The organism is Aliivibrio salmonicida LFI1238 (assembly GCF_000196495.1).
GTDB classification, from domain to species: Bacteria; Pseudomonadota; Gammaproteobacteria; order Enterobacterales; family Vibrionaceae; genus Aliivibrio; species Aliivibrio salmonicida.
In genome coordinates this window covers 99287-117305 of the sequence record NC_011313.1, presented here as the reverse complement: position 1 = coordinate 117305, position 18019 = coordinate 99287, and the positions used below count along the sequence as shown (strand labels likewise).

General features: G+C 39.8%; 18 protein-coding genes. 7 read left to right on the top strand and 11 right to left on the bottom strand.

Annotation, left to right across the window (positions count from 1 at the left end):
* Positions 1–164 precede the first annotated feature (164 nt).
* From fruA to fruB, 3 genes are read right to left on the bottom strand one after another with little or no spacing between them, the layout of a single operon-like run.
* Positions 165–1904, bottom strand: a complete 1740-nt coding sequence (fruA, locus tag VSAL_RS16595) for a PTS fructose transporter subunit IIBC (RefSeq protein WP_012551514.1) — start codon at positions 1902–1904, stop codon at positions 165–167.
* 30 nt (positions 1905–1934) lie between these two features.
* Positions 1935–2912 (bottom strand): 1-phosphofructokinase, encoded by a 978-nt coding sequence (pfkB, locus tag VSAL_RS16590; protein WP_012551513.1) that lies wholly within the window; start codon positions 2910–2912, stop codon positions 1935–1937.
* A gap of 3 nt (positions 2913–2915) precedes the next feature.
* A complete protein-coding gene (gene fruB / locus VSAL_RS16585; RefSeq protein WP_012551512.1) occupies positions 2916–4052 on the bottom strand; it encodes a fused PTS fructose transporter subunit IIA/HPr protein in 1137 nt (378 codons plus the stop codon).
* A gap of 270 nt (positions 4053–4322) precedes the next feature.
* On the opposite strand from fruB, the gene cra reads away from it, so the two are divergent.
* Positions 4323–5300, top strand: coding sequence for a catabolite repressor/activator (gene cra / locus VSAL_RS16580; protein ID WP_012551511.1), 978 nt, complete (start codon positions 4323–4325; stop codon positions 5298–5300).
* A gap of 97 nt (positions 5301–5397) precedes the next feature.
* On the opposite strand, the gene VSAL_RS16575 is transcribed toward cra, so the two are convergent.
* The 4 genes from VSAL_RS16575 to VSAL_RS16565 form a co-directional block, all read right to left on the bottom strand.
* Positions 5398–5724, bottom strand: a complete 327-nt coding sequence (locus VSAL_RS16575; protein ID WP_012551510.1) for a hypothetical protein — start codon at positions 5722–5724, stop codon at positions 5398–5400.
* Positions 5725–5728: 4 nt separating this feature from the next.
* Positions 5729–5881: a hypothetical protein gene (locus VSAL_RS23550; RefSeq protein ID WP_012551509.1), complete on the bottom strand. Its 153-nt coding sequence runs from the start codon at positions 5879–5881 to the stop codon at positions 5729–5731.
* 535 nt (positions 5882–6416) lie between these two features.
* Positions 6417–6584, bottom strand: coding sequence for a hypothetical protein (locus VSAL_RS23545; RefSeq protein ID WP_012551507.1), 168 nt, complete (start codon positions 6582–6584; stop codon positions 6417–6419).
* Between the two features lie 202 nt (positions 6585–6786).
* Complete coding sequence (locus VSAL_RS16565) at positions 6787–7980, bottom strand: IS91-like element ISVsa9 family transposase (protein ID WP_012551506.1); 1194 nt, start codon at positions 7978–7980, stop codon at positions 6787–6789.
* Positions 7981–8117: 137 nt separating this feature from the next.
* On the opposite strand from VSAL_RS16565, the gene VSAL_RS16560 reads away from it, so the two are divergent.
* From VSAL_RS16560 to VSAL_RS16545, 4 genes are all read left to right on the top strand, one after another.
* Positions 8118–9038 carry a permease gene (locus VSAL_RS16560; protein ID WP_012551505.1) on the top strand — a complete coding sequence of 307 codons (921 nt, stop codon included), beginning with the start codon at positions 8118–8120 and terminating at the stop codon, positions 9036–9038.
* Between the two features lie 167 nt (positions 9039–9205).
* Complete coding sequence (gene tnpA, locus VSAL_RS16555; protein ID WP_044583525.1) at positions 9206–9418, top strand: IS66 family insertion sequence element accessory protein TnpA; 213 nt, start codon at positions 9206–9208, stop codon at positions 9416–9418.
* 98 nt (positions 9419–9516) lie between these two features.
* Complete coding sequence (tnpB, locus tag VSAL_RS16550) at positions 9517–9864, top strand: IS66 family insertion sequence element accessory protein TnpB (RefSeq protein WP_012548924.1); 348 nt, start codon at positions 9517–9519, stop codon at positions 9862–9864.
* 71 nt (positions 9865–9935) lie between these two features.
* Complete coding sequence (locus tag VSAL_RS16545; protein ID WP_012549008.1) at positions 9936–11423, top strand: IS66-like element ISVsa2 family transposase; 1488 nt, start codon at positions 9936–9938, stop codon at positions 11421–11423.
* Between the two features lie 231 nt (positions 11424–11654).
* Here the strand turns inward: VSAL_RS16545 and VSAL_RS16540 are convergent, their stop codons facing one another.
* Both VSAL_RS16540 and VSAL_RS16535 read right to left on the bottom strand, forming a co-directional pair.
* A complete protein-coding gene (locus VSAL_RS16540; RefSeq protein WP_012551504.1) occupies positions 11655–12779 on the bottom strand; it encodes a M14 family metallopeptidase in 1125 nt (374 codons plus the stop codon).
* Between the two features lie 42 nt (positions 12780–12821).
* Positions 12822–13976: an aminotransferase-like domain-containing protein gene (locus VSAL_RS16535; protein WP_012551503.1), complete on the bottom strand. Its 1155-nt coding sequence runs from the start codon at positions 13974–13976 to the stop codon at positions 12822–12824.
* Between the two features lie 113 nt (positions 13977–14089).
* On the opposite strand from VSAL_RS16535, the gene VSAL_RS16530 reads away from it, so the two are divergent.
* Complete coding sequence (locus VSAL_RS16530) at positions 14090–14959, top strand: AraC family transcriptional regulator (RefSeq protein ID WP_012551502.1); 870 nt, start codon at positions 14090–14092, stop codon at positions 14957–14959.
* On the opposite strand, the gene VSAL_RS16525 is transcribed toward VSAL_RS16530, so the two are convergent.
* A complete protein-coding gene (locus tag VSAL_RS16525) occupies positions 14946–15797 on the bottom strand; it encodes an EamA family transporter (RefSeq protein ID WP_012551501.1) in 852 nt (283 codons plus the stop codon). The two genes, VSAL_RS16530 and VSAL_RS16525, sit on opposite strands and share 14 nt — an antisense overlap.
* Before the next feature lie 142 nt (positions 15798–15939).
* Between VSAL_RS16525 and VSAL_RS16520 the strand changes: the two genes are divergently transcribed.
* Positions 15940–16560, top strand: a complete 621-nt coding sequence (locus VSAL_RS16520; protein ID WP_012551500.1) for a DsbA family protein — start codon at positions 15940–15942, stop codon at positions 16558–16560.
* Between the two features lie 195 nt (positions 16561–16755).
* On the opposite strand, the gene VSAL_RS16515 is transcribed toward VSAL_RS16520, so the two are convergent.
* On the bottom strand, positions 16756–17940 hold the full coding sequence (locus VSAL_RS16515) for a putative manganese transporter (RefSeq protein WP_012551499.1): 1185 nt from the start codon (positions 17938–17940) through the stop codon (positions 16756–16758).
* Positions 17941–18019 lie beyond the last annotated feature (79 nt).

Genomic DNA, 18019 nt, shown 5'->3' with positions numbered 1-18019 from the left:
TCAATATATTGACTTAGCGTCTGGCGATTACCTTTCGGTTATTGGTGCAGGTGTGAACTTCATGTTCTAGGACTGCTTTGATGTTAATCTCTGCATTAATATCAAAAAAAATGGGCGCTTCCAATTATCATTGGAAGCGCCCATTTTATTTTTAGTTATTCTTTTTATGCAGCGACTACTTCTTTCGCATCCGCTTTATTTTTCAAGAAAGCGTAAGTGAAACCAGTTACCGCAGTACCTGCAGCTATCGCTACCAAGTACATGAACACGGGTGTAATCGCATTTGGAATAAGAAGAACAAATAAACCACCGTGTGGCGCGAGTAACTGAGCACCAAACAACATAGACAGACCACCCGTTAATGCACCACCTGCCATACAGCTTGGGATAACACGCATTGGATCTTTCGCTGCAAATGGAATCGCACCTTCAGAAATAAAACATAAACCAAGCACGAATGACGCTTTGCCCGCTTCACGCTCGCCCGCTTCAAATTTATTTTTAGCAAGAAATGTCGCTAAGCCCATACCAAGTGCAGGAACCATACCTGCGGCCATAATTGCGGCCATTGGACCATAAGTTTGTGACGCTAACAGACCAACACCAAACGTATAAGCGGCTTTGTTTACTGGACCACCTAAATCGAAACACATCATACAACCAAGGATAACACCCAGTAATACCGCGTTAGTTGAACCCATGTTGTTTAAGAACTCAGTCAGTGCAGACATGATGCCTGCTACTGGGCCACCAACGATGTAAACCATGACCAAACCGGTGAACAAACTCGCCACAAACGGAATGATTAGAATGGGTTTTAATGCTTCCATTGATTGAGGAAGAGACACTTTATCTGCAATGAATTTTGCTGCATAACCCGCAATGAAACCGGCAGCAATACCACCAAGGAAACCAGCGCCTGTTGAGCTCGCCAACATACCACCGATTAAACCCGGCGCTAAACCAGGGCGGTCAGCAATCGAGAACGCGATGAAACCAGCAAGAACAGGGATCATCAAGGCGAAGGCTGCTCCACCACCAATGTCTATTAACGTTGCTGCAATCGTACCGGGTTCTTTAAACGCTTCAATACCAAACACAAACGAAAGCGCAATCAACAAACCACCTGCAATTACGACAGGAAGCATGTGTGATACCCCTGTCATTAGGTGTTTGTACATGCCTTTACTCTCTTCTGCTTGAGAAGATTGAGCCTTACCAGACGCTTGGAAAACCGTTGCCTCTGCAAATGCTTTATTCATTTCTTGTTCTGTTTTTTTCAGAGCAAGTCCCGTACTTGTTCTGTACAAACGCTTGCCGTTGAAACGCTCAAGAGGCACTTCAATATCCGCAGCGATGATAACAAGATCCGCATCCGCGATGTCTTGATCAGTCAGCTGATTTTTAGCACCTACGGAACCGCGTGTTTCTACCTTAATAAAATAGCCTTGGCGTTTACCTTCTTCTTCTAGTGCTTCTGCGGCCATGAAAGTATGGGCAACACCCGTTGGGCAAGCCGTAATAGCAACAATTTTTTTAACTGCATTTGAATCAACAACAACCTCGTTGATTGTCGTTACTTCTGAAGCCGTTAGCTCGGTTGCTGTATTTACTGCGTTTTCTAACCACGCTTGTGGGTTAGTCGTGCAATCAGAAATTGAACCTTGATGTACTTTTTTTCCTACAAAGCGTGTCGTATCAATATCGGTATTCGTTGCTATAATAATTGCATCGACGGTATCAATAATCTCTTGAGTTAATACATCAACAGGTAACACACTTGATTGACATTCAATCGAGGCTTTCCAGTTTAGTTTCGCTGCTGCTTGTTCTAATAAACCAGCGGCGATAATGCTGTTTGCTACACCACTTGGGCATGCTGTTACGATAGCTATATTTTTCATATTCTGTCCTTAATCTATGACTAAACGCGGTTACACGTTTGAAGAAATAGGGTTGTGTAGGGTTACTTGTTGTTGTAATTCTTTTACGTCTTCGACATTAGGTACACCAACGCCAACCTGCGATACAGCTAAAGCTGACAGAGCGGTAGCAAACGATAATATTTGAGCACGTTCCCACTGATTAACATGTCCCCAACACAAACCAGCAACCAACGTATCACCCGCACCAACGGTACTAACAACGTTCATTTTCGGTGGTTGAGAGTAGATCCATGACGCATCAGCTTCTTCATTTTTCCCCAGCCACATCACGCCTTTTGAGCCCAGTGACACGACAACATTCTCAATGCCTTTATCAGCAAGATCTTGAGCCGCTTGTTGACACGCTTCGGGTGTATTTAATTCACGCCCAACAAATTCAGACAATTCTTCATCGTTCGGTTTAATCAACCACGGATGAGCATCTAAACCCGCCGCTAATGCAGCACGACTGCTATCAAACATCACTTTCTTGCCCAGTTGATGCAATTTTTCAATCCATGTTGCACACAACTCCGGAGAAACACCTTGTGGTAAACTCCCTGCAAGCACAAAAAACTCATGCGTTTTTGCTAGCTCAAATAAACGTGATTCAAATTCAGCAATCGCTTGTTCTGATACGTTGACACCAGGGAAATTGATGTCACTCACTCGGCCATCTTGCTCGACAAGTTTCACGTTAATGCGCGTTGCACCATCAACACGAACAAATTGATCGTTTGCGTTCATTTCTTCAAATAATTGACAGAACAGCTCTTCATTATCACGCCCAAGAAAACCGGTAACAGTAACTTCAGCACCTAAATCAGACAGCACTTTTGCCACGTTAACGCCTTTCCCTGCTGCATGAAGTGAGCCTTTACTCACTAAACTTACAGAACCGATAGATAACGCATCTACGCTACCCGTTAAATCCAAAGCAGGGTTTAGTGTGATAGTAACCACTTTGTTTGTTTGAATAGACGTCATTAATTAACCCTCGCCCAAACCAGATTCGATGGCAGCACCAATACCCACTAGTGCTTCTTTTGCATCAACGCCATCCGCCGTAAATTGCAGTTCATGGCCGTGCTTCACACCTAACGCAATCACTTTCATTAAGCTTTTTGCATTTGCTGATTTACCATCCCCATTAAGATTTAATACTGTAATTTTTGATTCGTATTTCTTCGCTTCAGATACAAGCATCGCTCCTGGACGAGCATGCAAGCCGTGTGCATTCTTTATTGTAAATACTGCCGTGTTATCCGCGCTTACTTCTGCAACAATTTCTTCAGAAGAGGTTGCGAACATAGCTAATAACTGCTCAGAATTAGCAGATAATAATTGATCTTGTTTCTGTTCAAACACCATTTTACTAATAATCGATAAAAACGATTTGTGTGAGGCATTACAAGACGCAATAGCAATTAACCCTTTCACCGCTAATCCATTAAACTCACACCCATTAGCAGTCGTCACAATCGACATACCAGAGCGTTTAACGCCTTTGTCAGTACTCACTAACCACAAACCATTACCTAAGTGAGTCGGCTCTTTTGTTACTAACTCTGCAACAAATTGATTTTCAGCATTACCGCTGTTTCTTAATAAACCACCGGCAACCGCACTCATTTGAATCATGTCACTTGCCGGAAAAAGCAATTTAATTAATGACGCATCAAAATCGGCTTCAAACTGAACTTCACCATTAAGCAAAGCAATAATATCGGCTTCGCTTTTCGCTTGTTTCAGTTTTTCTTCAACACCATCTGCCGAAAGCACTTTTGTCAGTTGCTTTAAGATTCCTAAATGTTCATCTGATTTAGCAGCAATACCAATCGCGACATAAACCACATTGCCATCGCCCCAATTAACGCCTTGAGGAAAATGGTGAACAGCAACGCCTGTTTTGTTTACTAGTTCACGGGTATCTGTTGTGCCGTGTGGGATGGCAATACCATTACCCAAAAACGTTGAATTTTGTTGTTCACGGTTTAGCATGCCTTCTACATATTTTTCAGCAACTAATCCTTTCTCTGTTAATTGCTTTGCGATTGCCTTGATGGCTGTTGTTTTATCCGCTGCCGCTTGTTGCAACGTAATGTCATTCTTTGTCAGTGTCAGCATGGGTCTTCGCCTCTCGCTTAATGTATCAAATCAATATGGGTTGCTTTATATTTTGCTGAATCGTTTCAGCAAAACATTAAAAAAAAGTTCAGCAAATATTTCCTATTCAAAAATAAGTCATAAGAATAAAAATAGCGCAAATGTCACGCTTTTCAAATTTGCTGAATCCTTTCAGCTTTTATACTGAAACGATTCAGCATATAATTCAACCCATAAAATGATTGGATCTAAATTTATATGATCCGACCCACAGAATTAAGGATCTTCACCATGACATTAGATCAAATAGCCAAACTTGCTGGAGTTTCTAAAACCACTGCAAGCTATGTCATTAATGGTAAAGCGCAAAAATACCGCATCAGTGAGAAGACGCAGCTCAAAGTAATGGCTGTCGTTGATGAACATAATTATCGCCCAGATCATGCCGCTTCTGCTTTACGTGCCGGCAGAAGTCGCTCATTTGGATTAATTATTCCTGATCTTGAAAACACCAGTTACGCAAAATTAGCAAAGCTATTGGAGTTCAATTCTCGTAAAGCTGGCTATCAAATTTTAATTGGCTGTTCAGATGATGACCCTGAAACGGAAATGAACGTCGCACATGCATTAATCAGTCGTCGTATCGATGCTTTATTTGTAGCCAGTTGTTTAGTGGATGGGAGCGACTACTATTTAAAGATACAAGAACGAGGTACTCCGATCATCGCAATTGACCGTTCATTAGATGATGAGCACTTTTGTTGCGTGATCAGTGAAGATTTTGATGCGGCGTATGAATTAACTCAGTCAGTAATTAACGAGAACGTAAAATCAATTGGTTTAATTGGTGCTTTACCTGACCTAAATATTTCTCGCCAACGTCATTCTGGTTTTGATGCCAAAGTAACAGAAAAAGGACTCTCAAGTATCACCGGTTATGGTGAGCACTTTAATAGCGAATCGGGAAAAGCTATTTTTGAACAATGGATAAAAGAAGACACTGTGCCAGATGCAATCATCACGACGTCTTATATCCTACTTGAAAGTATTTTGGATGTACTGATTGAAAAGCCAGAGTTGATGGGAACAGTAAAACTTGGCACCTTTGGTGATAATCGCTTATTAGACTTCTTACCCATTAAGATTAACTCTCTACCACAACAATTCGAACTGATTGCTGATAGTGCCTTAGCGTTAGGGTTGAATGCTTCAGCAAAACGCTATCAAGCAGGGATTGAGTTAATCCCTAGGAAGATTGTTATTCGCTAGTAATGAACTGGCTGTTACGGCCAGTTTTAACTCTTTTGTCATGCCAAAAAATGAACCAAAACACCGAAAATCATGTCTTACAAAAATAGTACCTCATCTAAAATGAACGGATATAAAAGAAAGCACTTAACATAAAACACAACCAGTTTAACCACATAAACAAATCAAAAGTAACTTTTTTATTTCGCCTTCTATGCCTAATAAATGGATACACAATACAAAAATAAGAAAACAAGCCTCCGGCACCAATACTTACCATAGATATACGGTGCTTTTTTTTAAACAACTCAGGATCTTTCGCCAAATCGTTTACTAGTTGACTTATATTTTTTTTATCACCTAGACTATAAACTACAAGATGATAAAAATAGATTAAAATCCAAGTGAAAAATATTAATCCCATTATTGGTTTTAGCTCTAACATCTACTTATCCATTAAAATTTGACTTTATATTAAAATTATTAAATATCGACTTATTTATATAATCTTCAATATCATTTGGAATATCTTTATCAATACTACTTTCTATTTTTTCAAAAAATAGATCTAATTCGAAAAATTCATAGGCTTCTTCTAACATATCTTTACCAGCGCCAGCTCCAAAAATACCAAGACCTAGCGCACTACCACCAACGACAATCGGAGCTGAAGAAGCACCAATGAGTGTAAGAACTTCCCATAATGAATAATTAAATCATGAAATAACCCATTAATATGGAATCACAAATGTCCTAATGACCAAATAAATCAATCCAGTAAAGCTCAAATTTAAGCTTAAAATACATATCGCGTATGTATTACCAAGAAGTATTTTAACCTTTTTCCGCCATGTAATTATTTCAACATTTGATAATGAACATAGAAACATTAATATAGGGTGCATAAACCATATAGAAGGAAACATAGAGCCTATAAGCCAGTTATGTGCAACATTCCTCATTGAATTAATGGTTCTTTCTCTAAATACAAGAGGAGCACAATCTGCCACTTGATTAATTAATTTTTCTTTTATTTTCCTATTTTTAACACTTATATAAACAGTTAAAAATATAGATAAAAACATACATACTGTAAATGTAAAAATAGCACTAATTAAAGTAATAAAATCAATAGTATCAATCAAATAATCTATCGTATAAATCAAAACTCACCTCCTCAACAGCACTTCCAAACTCATTAGATATGTCTCCGCCATAAATCCCCCAAACAAACCCTGCACCACCAACTAATAATACAGAAAGCCCCCCTGTAGCTGGTGATAGAATAAGTCCTATACCATACATTCCATACCAGCATTGAGATCCATCGAACTAACATTTAAGGTAAGGAATTTGAATGTTGCTGAGTTAGCATTGGCCCGTCTAAAAAAGCCAATTTCACCATCGCTGTTTTTTTAAAAGGTATCGAAAATATAATTATCGGGGATTTTATAACTGTTTTAGCCCTATTTCATGAGTTTTAGATACACTTATCCTACAAACCTTATTATGCTGCCCTCAATTCTGACTGAACTATCGCATGGGTGACTAAATCATTGACCGAATTTCCGACTCGGAAATTCGTAAACACCAGACGACTTTCACATAAAATACATTCGTACGGATCTACTTTTACATATCCTTTTAACATTGCGGCATACCCTGGCATTTTCGGCTCAGCTTCTATTGTCATACCTAAAGCTGCATAAACTCTAGGCAGAGCTTCTCCACGACGACGCATTGATAAAAAACCGTAGTATCGGATCATCTTGAAATGTTTATCAGGATAGTGCTCTACTATCCGTCTTATCATCTCTTCTGGTGATAATGTTAGGCTGTCTGTTGTTCCTGTTCGATGGTCTAAATAATTAAACGTTATCATTCCGCCTTTGGCGTAATGACTTAAACGTGACGCTGAAATTGGGGGCCGTTTTAAATACCGACCAAGATAGTTCATCGTCGGTTTTACATTATTTGTCTTTTTAGCAAAATGAAGCTTCCAACGACGATTATATTGACTGCTTAAAAAGCGTGACCAATCCGTTTTATTACGGATATAGGGGCATTCTTCGCTTGATAAATCAAGCTCATAATAAGCCTTACCCAATAAACTGACGATAGCCGCTCTCCAACAAGGCTCTGTCGTTTTCATTTGGAAGTAAATGGGTTTCCATAAACCGGTACGTTCACAAATTCCCCCACGAGTGACCGATAAATGTAAGTGCGTATTCCAATTCAGTTTTCGACCGTAAGTATGAAGAGCACAAAAGATACCGACATCTATTCCTTTATCTTTTGCCCATCCCAGCAGAATGTTTGCAGCACATTTGAATAATTTATTTAACAGCCAACGGTTATGACGAAAGATAGGCCATAGCGTGTTTGGAAGGGTAAAGGTGATGTGTTGATATTCGCATTCAGGGAAGACATGTTGTTGCTTTTGTATCCATCGCTCTGTGGCTTTCATGCCACAGCTACTGCACGCTCGAGATTTACAGGTTTGGTGAATATATTTGATATGGGTACAGTCAGGGTTGCAACAATGATATTCGCGAGAGCCAAAAGCCGCTGTCCCACAGGACAGCATCTTTGTGACATTTTCAATCACGACCGATCTTAGGTTAGCTTTGTTATTATGAAGAAATTTAAGCCAGTTATTTTGACTATTAAATAATTGTTTCAGGGGTTTATATGCGTGCATGGCGATAGGATAAACGATTTATTGGCAACAATGGAAGAGGTTGAGTCCTTTTGATTTGCGCCGTAGGCGCCTATTGTTCATCATGCTAATACTCAAGAGTATATTTCGACTATTCCAGAAATATAGAGATTTTAAATATGTTTACAATTACACAAGACATGGTGATGGACACCCTAAATATGTTCGCTTTCTTAGCGGCAGAATTAACCGTACTGTTCCTATTAATTAGCTACCTTGTTGGCGTCTTACAGGAATACATTCCACCTGCAAAGATCCAACGTATTCTAAGTGGGAAAAATGGCCGAGGCTATATTGTTGCTGGCTTATTAGGAGCGATTACTCCATTCTGCTCATGCTCAACCATTCCTTTCTTGAAAGGTCTATTACGAGCGAAAGCCGGTTTTGGTACAATGATGGTCTTTTTGTTTGCAAGTCCGCTACTAAACCCAATTATTATTGGTCTGTTTGCGGTGACATTCGGACTTAAAGTCACCCTGTTCTACTTTGCGATTGCGATGGGCGTTTCAATCATTGCGGGCTACGCATTAGAAAAACTGGGCTTTGAAAAATACGTAAAAGAAACTGCATACATTACACCAGAGCCAAAAAGTTGCGGTTCAACCTGTGGCAGCGCGAAAAAAGCGCCGCAAAGCAAATGGGTCAAAATTTGGCACAGCACATGGACTGATTTTAAGAAAGTATTGCCTTACTTGATTGGTGGTATCGCACTTGGCTCTATGATCTACGGCTTTATGCCAACGGAATTCGTTGCTCGTATCGCAAGTGAAAATAACCCATTTGCAATCCCAGTCGCGGCAGTCATTGGTATTCCACTTTATATTCGTGCTGAAGCGGTAATTCCACTAAGTGCTGCACTTGCTGCAAAAGGCATGAGTTTAGGCGCAGTAATGGCATTAATCATTGGTAGTGCTGGCGCAAGTTTAACCGAAGTGATTTTACTTAAATCTATCTTCAAAAACCAAATGATTATCGCATTCTTAGTTGTCATTTTAGGTATGGCGGTAAGTGCTGGTTACTTATACCAATTCATATTCTAAACAAAAAATAGCGGCTAAGGTTCGCCCTAGCCGCTATTTTCATTTCTAATAAAACCGATTTACACAATATATCCCGTGCTAGAACAGTAAGCGTGCGGGGAACTACACCTAACAAATAAAATTCATTATGCGTATCTTACGATCTTTCATTTAACGAGAACGTAATTATGCAAAAAGATAAAAAGAGAACACCAGAGCAATGGCACGCTCTATTTGAATCTCAGCAATCTAGCAAGCTTAGTGCCGCTGAATTTTGTCGTAACCATAATATTCTGCCAAAGACATTTAGTGCACGTAAAGCACGATGGAAACAAAAGATTAACGCTTCTACTTTCTTGAAAGTAGAAGCGTTAACATCAACTATCATCGCCACTCCATAATTACCAGATATTCAACTTTCTATCGGAAAATTGCGATTAACATTGCCAGCTAATACTGAACCTCACTGGATAGGACTCTTATTAAAAGGGTATCAATCATGAATGTATTTACTGATGTTTCCACCATTTATCTTCATCGTGATTTTGTCGATTTTCGCAAGGCCATTAATGGCCTTGTCGTGATTGTTGAGCAAGAAATGCAACTATCACCGTTTAGTGATGCTCTATTTATATTTTGCAATAAGCCTCGTGATAAACTCAAAATATTGTATTGGGATAAAACAGGATTCGCTTTATGGTACAAGCGATTAGATGAAGACCGCTTCAAATGGCCACGAAATATAAATAACGATACGTTAGCATTATCAGAGCAGCAACTGACACTGCTATTACAAGGTTTTGATATCTTAGGACATCAACCGGTACATTATCAAACAACCCTTTAAATAGTTGATTCTCAGTCAAGAATAGGAGGCAACCGATTGATTACCTGTATTATCGTTATATAGTCATCTACATGACTGATAAAATAAAACCACTTCCTGATACCATTGACGAGCTGAAAGCACTTGTGCTTCAGCTTGAAAATAAATATAACCGTCTTCTAGAGCAATTTCGGCTGGCTCAACATCAGCGCTTTGGTAAAAGCAGTGAATCTGACTCGACTCAATTTGATTTATTCAATGAAACAGAAGAAGAAATCATCATTGAAAATGATGACACACAAACGATTACCTACACTCGTCAAAAGCCAAAACGCCAACGCTTACCTGAAGACTTACCGCGTACTGTTATTATCCACGACATAAAAGATAAAACTTGTAAGTGTTGCGGTCTAGAGATGCATGCGATGGGTAAAGACATCAGTGAAAAGTTGGAATTTGTACCAGCTAAAGTGGAAGTTATTCAACATGTTCGTCCTAAATATGCTTGCCGAAATTGTGAAAAAAACAATACTTCAGTAGACATTAAACAAGCCCCAATGCCAGCGTCACCAATCCCTAAAGGGATTGCGACCGCAAGTTTACTTGCTCAAATTATTACGGCTAAATTTCAATACAGTCTTCCACTTTATCGTCAAGAAACGTTATTTCAGCAATGGGGTATCATTATTGGACGGCGAACGATGGCGGATTGGTTAATAAAATGCTCGGTACTATTTACCCCTCTTAATAACGAGTTACATCGTATTTTGCTTGAACAACCCACTCTGCATTGTGATGAAACAACGGTAAATGTGTTGGATGTTGAAAAAGCAAAATGTTATATGTGGGTCTACTGCTCTGGCTATGATTCTCCAGGCTCTGGTGTTTTGCCTGGAATTGTACTTTATGATTATCAATCTAGCAGGCATGGCTACCATCCAGTTAACTTTTTAAAAGGTTATAACGGGTATTTACATACCGATGGTTACCAAGGTTATGAACAAACTGAAGCGATTTTAGTTGGCTGTTGGGCACACGCACGTCGACGATTTATTGAGGCTCAACGTGTTCAAGTAAAAGGGAAAACAGGGAGTGCAGATTGGGTATTGAGTAAAATCCAAAAGCTATACCGGATCGAATCGTTATTAAAAGAGGCTTCCCCTGAAGCCAAGTATGTTGCTAGGCAGACAGAAGCCCGCGATTTACTTAAAGAGCTCCGTGATTGGCTTGATAGCGCAGTTAGTCGAGTATCACCTAAAACAAAATTAGGTGAGGCGATTAGCTATACATTAAATCAATGGGATAAATTAGTTCGTTATATTGATGATGGATTGTTATCTATTGATAACAATCGAGCAGAGCGAGCGGTTAAACCGTTTGTTATCGGCCGGAAAAACTGGTTATTTTCGGGTTCAACGGCTGGTGCAGATTCAAGTGCAATGCTTTACAGCATTGTAGAAACAGCAAAGGCAAACGGATTAATCCCTTACGATTATATTAGGTATTGTCTAGATCGTTTATGTGTTGGATCGCCAGATATCGATTCACTTTTACCTTGGAATGTAAAAGACAAGGTGTAGTTCCCCGCACGCTTACCGAGAGTCTCTACGTTGCTAGGTTTCCAGTCATTGATTATGTTTAGAGCTTGAGAAACATCCATAAAAAAATCCAAGTGCATAAAATACACTTGGATTTTGACATCTAAAAAGGATCGGTCAACCGATCATATTTACCTTAAATGATCGGCATTAGATCATAAGATCGGCTTTTTTCATTTTATAACCTGTTGGTTTGGGGATGTTAGTGGCTAATTAAAGCTCGCCAACGGTTGCCCAAACGGCAGCTAATACGTCTTGACCAAAGGCAACGCTTCGCTCTGGAGACCAGCCATACAGCTCATCAGCGTGGCTAATATGATCTTTAAATGGCATTTCAACAGTATAAGAAAGACATTTGAATTGTTCGCCTACCCAGTTAGAGCCAACCGTTAAGTTTGCTGTACCCGGAGCGTCTTTATCGTAGCCAATGTCATCTTGGAATTCTGGCGTGATAACCAGTAATGCTTGCTTGAATGTGGTTTCTAGTTTCGCAATGCGTTCATTGTAAGAAGGAATGCCTTCACCACCGGCAACGAAGTTGTATGGAATCGCTTCATCGCCGTGAATGTCTAAGAACATATCAACGCCCGTCGCTAACATACGTTCGCGAACTAAGAATACTTCAGGTGATCTTTCCATTGACGGCGTTTGCCATTCACGGTTTAAGTTCACGCCAATGCCGTTAGTGCGTAGGTGTCCACGGATACTGCCATCTGGGTTCATGTTAGGAACGATGTGGAATACTGCAGTATCAAGTAGGGCACGGCCAACGGTGTCAGTTTCATCTAATAAACGAGATAATAGACCTTCAATGAACCATTCTGCCATTGTTTCACCAGGGTGTTGACGGCCGGTGATCCAAATGTTCTTTTTGCCTTCTTCTGGTTCACCAATCGTTAGAATACTGATGTCGTTGTTATCCAACGTAACGCCCAGAGTTTCTAATTGGCAGCTGTGGTGCGTTTGTGCACCGTGCAATAAATCTTGGTGACGATCGTACGAGTAAGGTGCAAAGTACGCGAAGTACATTGAACGGTACTCAGGCATCACGTTAAAGCTTAACGTATCACCATCAAATTCTGTTGGAATGCGGAACCACTCTTCACGATCGTAAGAAGCAACCACATCGTAATCTTGCCAACCTTCTGGATAAGCTGATTTTGCTAGACCTAGAATCTTAAATGAATGCTGTTGTTGAGGCTGGCTTTCTAAGCGAAAATGAAACCACTGAGCGATCTCAGTTTGATTATCGGCAGGAATAGTCAGTTGGATATCATCTGGCGTATTCGCCGCTACTACATGGATATTTCCACTTTCAAAATTGCTGAATATTTTCATATTTATACTACTTCACTTATTGAGGTATTTATCAGATTAGCACTAATTCAATGTCTTGTTTAATACTTTAGCCAAGCGAGTTACGGCTTCAACCAATTCTTTTGGTTTTGCATTGGTGAAGTTTAATCGTAATGCCGCAGGACTGTTTTCTGGATTAGGATAAAACACTGGGCTAGGTACAACCGCAACGCCATTGCCAATTAATGTTTTTGCTAACTCAAACGTGTCGCAATCTGGCAGAGATAGCCAAATAAACATGCCGCCATCTACGGGTTTAAGCTCGCAAGATGACGGAAGTTGTTTTTTGAGTTCAGCAAATAGTACGTCATAACGTTCTTTGTATAACGTTTGAATTCTTTCCATGTGCTGTTCAAATTTTTCATGTTTAAGTAAACCAACAAGCAACGCTTGCATAGGCACGCTTGAGTGTAAATCAGCGCCTTGTTTCACTTTAATCAATGGTTCTAAGTAGCTTATCTTGCCTGTAACCGCACCGATGCGTAAACCCGGTGAAGCAATTTTTGAGAATGAACGTAACACGATAGAATCTTGTGGGCAGAAAGTGGACACCATTGGAAGTACTTCACCAGTAAATCGGAGTTCACGGTAAGGGGCATCTTCAATAAATGCAACCTTGTATTGAATACAAAGCTCAGCCACTTTTTTACGTGTTTCTAATGACCAACAAACCCCAGTTGGATTATGGAAATCAGGTACGGCGTAAAACATTTTTGGCGAATCTTGAATAAAACATTGTTCTAGTTCTTCAAGATTTGGGCCAAAATCCGTTTGAGAAACGGTCGCAATATTCGCTTGAACTAAGCCAAACACTTGCATTGCACCAAGGTAACTAGGTGCTTCCATTACAACAGTATCATTTGGATTTACATAAGCACGAGCGATAAGGTCTAAGCCTTGTTGGGAACCCGTACAAATCATAGGCATGTGTGTGTCTGGTAATTGGTAGGTTTCTGTTAGAAGCGCCAACAGAGGTCCATAACCTGCCGTTGCCCCGTATTGAAAGACTTCTGGCATATCAGACAGACTTTCTAATGTTGGTTTCATCAAATCAATTGGGAACGTCTCTTGATCAGGTAATCCACCTGCAAGTGAGATGACATTCTTGTCAGTGGCTGCGGCTAAGATCTCTCGGATGTAAGAAGATTGGATCTGTTGCAGTGAATAAGCGATTTCCATATGTGTTCCCATAATATTCAATTTATTTTTCTCTCTTGATAGTACAAGGCGTTGCTTAACTATGTTTGTCCGTTTATGCTTATAAATATGTCCATTTATGCTATTTTTAATTAATGAGCCGACAACACATATCCAGAATTAATGATGTCTTGTTTTATATTCATCAAGATATCAGCCAAGAACTTGCCGTAAAAGAGCTTGCGGATGTGGCTGCGTATTCAGAACAGCATTTTCATCGCATCTTTAAACAAGTGGTTGGGGAGTCTATTCATCAGTATATTCGTCGAACACGCATGGAATATGCAGCAAATCAGCTAATGTTTGATACCACTTCTACCGTACTTGATATTGCCAATACGTGTGGTTTCAGTTCACTGTCTTCATTCAGTCGTGCATTTAAAGTCACGTTTGATATGTCTCCGGGAGAATGGCGAAAACACGATTTACAGATATCAGATAAGCCGTATTTAAAAGACCCAGAAATTGCAGCAGGGTACTTGGCGGTTGCTGATCGAGATTTACCACCGCCTAAAATTATTGAAGTCCCCGAGTTATTAGCCGCCTATGTTCGACATGACGGTTATAACCGCTCAATCAGAAACGCGTGGTTAATACTTAAAGCGTGGGCGAATTCAGAGAACCGAGACTTCTCGACACAATTTGGTTTGCATCATTCAAACCCTGCGTGGGTCGATTTAAATAAGTGTCGTTATGTTGCTTGTATTGCGATAGATAAACCGCTGAAATACCGAGGTGTTGTAAACCAAATGGTGATCCCCGGTGGTTTGCATGCGGTGTTTCGTTTGCATGGCGTATATGGGCAATTATTGCCACAGATCAGCACGGTATTAGAGAAGTGGTTGCCAGCGTCAGGCTTTAAACTGAGATCGACACCGGCGTTTGTTCGTTATCATCAAAATCATTTTCTTAATGAAAACGAACAATTTGAATTGGATTTTCATCTGCCTATTAGCTTTTATTGATGGCATCTTTCGGTGTTGATTTTCGGGTTTTAATACTTGAAACCATAATCGAGAGGATCACAAGAATAAGCGCGTATTTTTGGCCGTTTGAGATTGGTTCATGATAAATCCATACTGCTAAAGCAAGATGAAACGTCGGCTCAATATACTGTAATAGGCTGATCTTACTTAATGGTGTTTTTAGTAACGACACACTGAGCAATAAAATGGGAATGAGTTGCAAGGGTGCTGTTCCCATTAATGTTCCCCAATCCATCAAAGTAATATCAGATGAATGAGTAGCGATGTACCACAACGCCAGTGGAGCAAAGACGATATGCTCAAAGAAAATCCCACCAAAGGTGTTCAGTTTGATCAATTTCTTGGTGGCAATGTAACTAGCAAAAAAGAGTGAAATTCCCAAACTCAATAGCGGTAATTGTTTATCTAAAAGAACATAAGCCACAATCGCGAGCACCATTAAAACTAACGCCATTTTTTGAGGTAATTTAATCGTCTCTTTGAAGAACATAAATCCCATAAAAAAGACCAATACTGGCGTAATATAAAACGCCAATGAGGCTGCCATAATGTTATTAATGGTAGTGGCATACACAAAACCTACCCACGATAAATTCATGAATACACCGGCGACTGTAGCCAGCGTGATGTTCTTTTTTGTGCATTGGCTGCGATCAAGCAATGTTGGTTTTATAAATAAGATAATCATCAAAATAGCGGCAGACCAAAAGATTCGATTTGCCAATATTAACGCGGGATCAATGTTGCCTATTTGATGAAAATAGATAGGGACTAAACCCCAAATAACAAAAGCTAACGAACCAAAAAATGTATACATAGCCAACCTTTGTATTAATAAATGAACACAAGCTCAACATTGAGAGATGCGATTCTATTCTGTTATGCAGAACTTTGCTATTAGGTAATGCATCCCATATGATGAAATGGTTAAAGGAATAAAAAAATAAGGGAATAAGGATATGTCGACAAACAAAGCAATACTTTACTACGTGTATGATCCAATGTGTTCGTGGTGTTGGGGTTACAAACCAATATGGGAAAAAATTAAGCAAACGATCTCAAAGGATGTTGATATCGTTTATGTGCTAGGTGGATTAGCGCCTGATTCAGATGAACCTATGCCACAAGAGATGCAAACGCAAATTGCGTCGTATTGGCAAAAAATAGAGAACTATTTAGGCACTACGTTTAATCATGAGTTTTGGGCGCAGAATACGCCTCGTCGTTCAACGTACCCTTCTTGTCGAGCCATTCTTGCCGCTCGTTCTCAAGGTGCTGAGCAGGCAATGCTTGAGTCAATTCAACACGCTTATTACTTAAATGCCAAAAATCCAAGTGATAATGAAGTGCTTATTGAGTGCGCTAGAAACATTGGTTTAAACGTTGCACAGTTTGAATCGGCGTTATTTTCTCCTGAAGTTCATCAAATGTTATTAGATGAGATCGCTTTTTCTCGCTCGATTGGTCGACGTGGTTTTCCGTCTTTGTTTTTAAAACAAGGAGAGGAGCTAACGGATCTTCCTATTGATTATGAAAAGTCAGAAGGAACCGTAGCATTATTAAAAAGTTGTCTATCTTAAAATAAGTAGCTTATTTGATCTCTTAAATGGATAAGTATTCATCATATAGATTTCACTTAAGATATTTTTTGAGGGAGGAGGTAAGCTAAGTAATTGTATTAATAGATTATCTATTTAAAAAGAAAGGCGACAGTATTATACTGCCGTCTTTCTTTTATTCGCTATAGTTCGCTTTATGATATTAAGGTCTACGGGTTACATTTCAAATAAGAAGTAGTAACCATAACCAACCACAAAGGCAGGGACTGCTGAGTAGAAGGTCGCGACCATTGCCGCTTTTGGTGCTAATGCAATGGCTGGGAAAAGTGCATCACCATCATTTGAAATTGCATTTGAAAGCTGTGCAGACATCGGCATTGCACCAGATAGGTAGAGACTCGTGACTAATATTTGAGGACCACAGCCCGGTAATAAACCAATCGCTAAACCAATTAAAGGCATCCACATACCGTAACCTAAGAATACGGTGTGTAAATCGACACCTGAGAAATAGGTAGTCAGTTCAAAAATCAAGAAAGCCACAATCACCCAAGCTGAAACAAAATTAGTGTCTTGCGCTGCTTTTTGAATCGGGTGAGAAGTCACACATTTATTGTCTTCAGAAACTGTTGATTGATAATCGCTGATCTCTTTGGTTAATGACCATAACAACATACTACCAATGGCTAACGCGGCTCCAATCCACTCAATCGTGTGCTCAGGAACATGAAGCAATTGGTTAATATCAACTTGGAAAGAGCCTAACACCGCAACGACAGTTGCAGGAACTAATACCCACTTCCAAAATGCACCTTGCAGATTAATCGCTTTAATTTGTAAGCAAGGAATATCACGTTTAGGTTCTACAATTTCTTTCGCTTCTGGGCGTAAAAAGTCGTCTTTATGCAAGGCGTTTACAATCATGCCAGATACGGCACCCACAACCACACCTAACGCCATCACACCAAATCCGACTTTAGGTTGTGCGGCAATCAATAAGAAAGCTGCATCACCCATGGTAGCCGTTAGAACAGCAACGACTGACCCAAAGCCTACTTTGCCACTAATGTATTGAGTGGTAACAACGATGGCGCCGCCACAGCCCGGTAATGCACCAAGTAAAGAAGAGAAAACAACTTGGTTGGTACGAGATTTATTATATAAGGCCGTAATGCGGTTGGTTTTACCCATGATGTTAGATAGGTAATGATAAATGACCAACGTGAAGGCCACATAGGTAGAAACTGCCCAAAATGCATCAGAAAGAGTAGTGACAGTGATGGTGCGTGTTGTTTCCGCCGCAACTAACGCGAGCAATGTAATAGGCAATAATAGACGCTTGTGTTGCAGTGAAAACTGCGAAAACGAGAACGATTGTGAGAATGAATTAGTAGTCATCATAATTATAAAGCCATCAGTAAATGCGAATGATTATTAGTATATGCAAATGAGAATTATTATCAACTATCATTTTGATAGG